This window comes from Thalassospira sp. TSL5-1 (assembly GCF_001907695.1).
Classification (GTDB): Bacteria; Pseudomonadota; Alphaproteobacteria; order Rhodospirillales; family Thalassospiraceae; genus Thalassospira.
In genome coordinates, this window is sequence record NZ_KV880656.1 from 1 (window position 1) to 646 (window position 646).

The window sequence follows — 646 nt, forward strand, 5'->3', positions numbered from 1 at the left end:
CCCAAGACATTGGAAATCGTGCGCACGATTGGTAATAACACGGTGCGTTTCACCCGCGCGCAGCTTGCCCTTTCAGGCGCAACCGAACGGGCCGAGCGCGAACATCATGATATTCTGGATGCCTGCCGTTCGGGAAATGTCTCTTTGGCCGTGTCCCTGCTTGATCAACATATTTCTGATTCCTGCAAAAGCCTGATCGAATGTTTGCGTGTTGCCCGTGTCGGTAACGACGCCTGATTGACTGGCGTGACGCCATTCTAATGAGGCCGAAATCCGCGCTCAATCTCGTCATCATCGTCCAGCCAAAATTGACTTTGCCCACAATTATATATCGTGCCGCTCACCCGTGCGATCATGGCAGGGCCATATATGGTCCAATAACACTCGTTATGTAAAAACAGCACCGCCAAATCAGTACCCGCAAGCCGGGCTCAATCTGCAGGACACCATACATATCTGTTCTGTATGACCACGCGGTTTAAGCATCACAAATTGGCGCAAATGATCCAGATGCTCTCGCACATGGCGGCGTTTGGCCAATATGTCCGCACCGGAAACAGTCGGACATTCCCTAGGCTCAAAGATTTGCCATCTGTCTGAATGTCTATCACCTCTATCGGGTGGGATTTATCGGAGAATCATCCTG

The 646-nt window shown here is 51.2% G+C and carries 2 protein-coding genes; one reads left to right on the forward strand and one right to left on the reverse strand.

Annotation, left to right across the window (positions count from 1 at the left end):
* The coding region (locus tag LF95_RS22525) for an FCD domain-containing protein (RefSeq protein ID WP_143182162.1) at nucleotides 1-237 on the forward strand (237 nt) is incomplete at its 5' end.
* A gap of 174 nt (nucleotides 238-411) precedes the next feature.
* Here the strand turns inward: LF95_RS22525 and LF95_RS23735 are convergent.
* Complete coding sequence (locus tag LF95_RS23735; protein ID WP_143182147.1) at nucleotides 412-627, reverse strand: proline racemase family protein; 216 nt, start codon at nucleotides 625-627, stop codon at nucleotides 412-414.
* Between the last annotated feature and the right edge of the window lie 19 nt (nucleotides 628-646).